The sequence below is a fragment of the Polaromonas sp. genome (assembly GCF_018780625.1).
Lineage (GTDB): Bacteria > Pseudomonadota > Gammaproteobacteria > Burkholderiales > Burkholderiaceae_C > Polaromonas.
Map to the genome: position 1 here is coordinate 1 of NZ_JADMJK010000032.1, position 3,781 is coordinate 3,781.

The 3,781-nt window shown below is 61.0% G+C and carries 4 protein-coding genes; 2 read left to right on the forward strand and 2 right to left on the reverse strand.

Annotated features, from left to right (window positions below; all coding sequences use genetic code 11):
- Together IV091_RS02660 and IV091_RS02665 are read right to left on the reverse strand one after the other, a co-directional pair.
- Window positions 1-682 (reverse strand): fatty acid desaturase (locus tag IV091_RS02660; protein WP_293464744.1); only part of this gene is annotated, 682 nt, incomplete at its 3' end.
- A 199-nt stretch (window positions 683-881) separates the two neighbouring features.
- The gene (locus IV091_RS02665; RefSeq protein ID WP_293464747.1) at window positions 882-2,135 is read right to left on the reverse strand and encodes an RsmB/NOP family class I SAM-dependent RNA methyltransferase; all 1,254 of its coding nucleotides are present in this window, start codon (window positions 2,133-2,135) and stop codon (window positions 882-884) included.
- 47 nt (window positions 2,136-2,182) lie between these two features.
- Between IV091_RS02665 and IV091_RS02670 the strand changes: the two genes are divergently transcribed.
- Together IV091_RS02670 and IV091_RS02675 are read left to right on the forward strand one after the other, a co-directional pair.
- Window positions 2,183-2,419 (forward strand): DUF1653 domain-containing protein, encoded by a 237-nt coding sequence (locus IV091_RS02670; RefSeq protein ID WP_293464753.1) that lies wholly within the window; start codon window positions 2,183-2,185, stop codon window positions 2,417-2,419.
- A gap of 38 nt (window positions 2,420-2,457) precedes the next feature.
- Window positions 2,458-3,781, forward strand: a 1,324-nt coding sequence (locus IV091_RS02675) for a peptide chain release factor 3 (protein ID WP_293464750.1), incomplete at its 3' end; no start/stop codon positions are given.

A 3,781-nucleotide genomic window follows, 5' to 3' on the forward strand; every position in this document is an offset into this window, starting at 1 on the left:
AGAACTTGGCCGACGTGGGATAGGTGTGGTGGTTGTTGTGCAACTCTTCGCCGCCGATCAGAATGCCCCAGGGCGACACATTGGTGCTGGCGTCCGGCGCCTCAAAGTTGCGGTAGCCCCAGTAATGACCAATGCCATTGATGATGCCGGCGGCCGTCACAGGAATCCAGACCATCTGGATAGCCCAGACAGACAGACCCGCCACACCAAACAGCGCCAGGTTCAGGACCAGCATCAGGCCCACGCCTTGCCAGCTGAAACGCGTGTAAAGATTGCGCTCGATCCAGTCGTTGGGTGTGCCGTGACCGTACTTGCGCAGGGTTTCGGTATTTTTCGTCTCGGCACGGTACAACTCCGCCCCGGTGAACAACACGGTCTTGATGCCGTGCGCAACGGGGCTGTGCGGATCTTCCATGGTCTCGCACTTGGCGTGGTGCTTGCGGTGAACGCCCACCCATTCCTTGGTGACCTGACCCGTCGCCAGCCACAACCAGAAACGGAAAAAATGCGCAGGAATCGCGTGCAGATCCATGGCCCGATGCGCCTGATGGCGGTGCAGATAAATCGTCACACTGGCGATCGTGATGTGCGTTGTCACCAAGGTGTACAACACGATTTGCCACCAACTGGCGTTGACCAGTCCATGAGCCAGCCATTCAAGGGCGGCATCAAACAAAATCATAAAAGTCCTTTAAACAATCTGCACCAGCCGCGCATTCAAAACTCGTCTCCAGGGGCTGCACCAGACAACCTGCAATTATAAATCTATAGGCCTAAAAACGCCAAGTCTGGTGATCCTGCGATTAGCCCCCACGGAAACGACAAAACCCATCAATAAAGATGTAACAGTCGACTAGTCAGGCCCATTTGTCGTCAAAAAATCAGGTCTTTTTCCAAACTGCCGCAAAAAACCCGTCGGTCTGATGCAGGTAAGGCCAGAGCCGCAGATAAGGTCCACGGCAAAGTTTTTCAGCATGCTCCACGCCAATATGGGTCAGCAGCGGCGCCGCTTCAACCAGCTCAAAGCCCGGATTTGCGGCACTGAAGGCTTCGGCAATCGCCTCGTTTTCTTCACGCAGGATGCTGCAGGTGGCATACACCAGCCGCCCGCCCGGTTTTACCAGCCGCGCAGCGCTCTGCAAAATCGCCGTCTGCTTTGCGGTCAGCTCTTCAATCGCTTTCGGGTTATGCCGCCATTTCAGGTCCGGGTTGCGCCGCAGCGTGCCCAGGCCCGAGCAGGGTGCATCGACCAGGACCCGGTCGATCTTGCCGGCAAGCCGCTTGATGCGGTCATCACGCTCATGGGCAATGGCGACCGGATGCACATTCGACAGACCGCTGCGCGCCAGGCGCGGCTTGAGCGCCGCCAGCCGGTGGGCAGACGTGTCAAAGGCATACAGCCGGCCGGTGGTGCGCATGGAAGCCCCCAGCGCCAGGGTTTTTCCACCCGCGCCAGCACAGAAATCCACCACCATTTCGCCTCGTTTGGCATCGACCAGCAGCGCCAGCAGTTGCGAGCCTTCGTCCTGCACCTCAATGGCGCCGCGCTTGAAAGCGTCCACATTGGCCAGCTGCGGCTTGTCAGCCAGGCGCAATCCCCATGGGGAATACGGCGTTGCCACGGTTTTGATACCGACTTTTGCCAACTCTTTTTGCACGTCAGCGCGTTTGTCCTTCAGGGTATTGACGCGCAAATCGAGCCCGGCCGGGGCATTGAGGCTTTCAACCAGCGGCCAGAAATCGTCACCCAGCTGCGCTTTGAGCGGCTCGACCAGCCATTGCGGCAGGTTGTGGCGGTGCAGTTCCATCAAGTCCGATGGTTTGACCTGGTCGCAGCGGGCCAGCCAGTCCTGCTCCTGCTCGGTCAGCGCGCCATACAGGAAGTCACGCGGGGCGGCAAAGCCCAGGATGGCCAGGCGCCGCTCGGGCACGCCGCTGCCGTGCTGGGCCAGGTAGACGTAGAGATTTTTCTTGCGCAGCACGCCGTAAATGGTTTCGGCCACGGTGGCCCGCTCGCGGGGGCCAAGCCGCAGTTCGCGGAAATAGCGTGAAACCACCATGTCGGCGGGGTGGTCAAATTTAAGAACCTGCTTGAGAAGCTCGGTACAACAGTCGAGTAAGGCGTTAGGATGCATAGTCCCTATTGTCCCACTATGCACGCCGTCTGGAGCCTGGATTGTCCCTGCCCGATTCATTACCGCCACTGATTGTGACGCCGCCCGGCCTGTACCAGCACTACAAAGGCATGCGCTACGAGGTGCTGGGCACGGTGCGCCACAGCGAAAGCCTGGCGCCCATGACGCTGTACCGGGCGCTTTATGGGGAGCAAGGCCTGTGGGTGCGGCCCGCGGCCATGTTCAACGAAGAAGTGGTGATAGACGGCGTGCGGCAGCCGCGTTTTTCGCGTCTTCCCGATTAGCGCGCAGGCGGGTGCAGCGTCGCCGATAATCATGGGTTATGTCTGACATCACCGAAATCGAAAAACAGGTCAAGCGCCGCCGCACGTTTGCCATCATCTCCCACCCCGACGCGGGTAAAACCACGCTGACTGAAAAGCTGCTGCTGTTCTCGGGCGCGATCCAGATCGCCGGCAGCGTCAAGGCGCGCAAGGCTGCGCGCCACGCCACCAGTGACTGGATGGAAATTGAAAAGCAGCGCGGTATTTCGGTGGCCAGCTCGGTCATGCAGATGGAATACCGCGACTGCGTGATCAACCTGCTGGATACCCCCGGCCACCAGGATTTCTCGGAAGACACCTACCGCGTGCTGACGGCCGTCGATGCCGCGCTGATGGTGATTGACGCAGCCAACGGCGTCGAGCCGCAAACGCGCCGCCTGCTGCAGGTTTGCCGCGCGCGCGGCACGCCTATCCTGACCTTCGTCAACAAGATGGACCGCGAGGTGCAGGACCCGATGAGCCTGATGGACGAGATCGAGCAGGAGCTCGGCATGACAGTCGTGCCCTTCACCTGGCCGGTCGGCATGGGCAAGCTGTTCCACGGGGTGTATGACCGGCGTGAAAAGCGCATGCGCGTGTTCAGCCCCGGCGAGGACAAGGCCGGTGGCGACGATGAAATTCTGGCAGGACTGGACAACGTCGAAGCGGCCCAGCGCTTTGGCGCCGAATTCACGCAGGCCCAGGATGAGCTTGAACTGCTGAACGGCGCGTCGCCGGAGTTCGAGCGCGACGCGTTTTTGCACGGCAAGCAAACCCCCATGTTCTTCGGCTCGGCCATCAACAACTTTGGCGTGCAGGAAGTGCTGGACGCGCTGGTCGACCTGGCCCCGCCGCCGTCGGAGCGGGCCGCCCTGCAGCGCGTGGTGTTTCCGGAGGAAAAGAAATTTTCAGGCGTGGTATTCAAGATCCAGGCCAACATGGACCCGGCGCACCGCGACCGGATTGCGTTTTTGCGCGTGGCCAGCGGCGAATTCACGCGCGGCATGCGCCTGAAAGTCGTGCGAAGCGGCAAGGAATTGCGGCCCAACACCGTGGTGAGCTTCATGAGCCAGCGCCGCGAGTTGCTCGACACCGCCTTTGCCGGCGACATCATCGGCATCCCCAACCACGGCGTGCTGCAGTTGGGGGACACGCTGACCGAGGGCGAAGCGCTGCAATTCACCGGCCTGCCCTTTTTCGCGCCCGAAATGTTCCGCGCCGTCGAAGTGGCCGACCCGCTGCGCACCAAACAACTGCGCGCCGGCCTCACACAGCTGGGCGAAGAAGGCGCGATCCAGGTGTTCAGGCCGATTGCCGGCTCCTTGCTGCTGCTGGGCGCTGTCG

What these genes read in the sequence shown, in the direction of transcription:
- IV091_RS02665 (WP_293464747.1), bottom strand. Translation starts at nt 2,135, where the DNA reads ATGCATCCTAACGCCTTACTCGACTGTTGTACCGAGCTTCTCAAGCAG.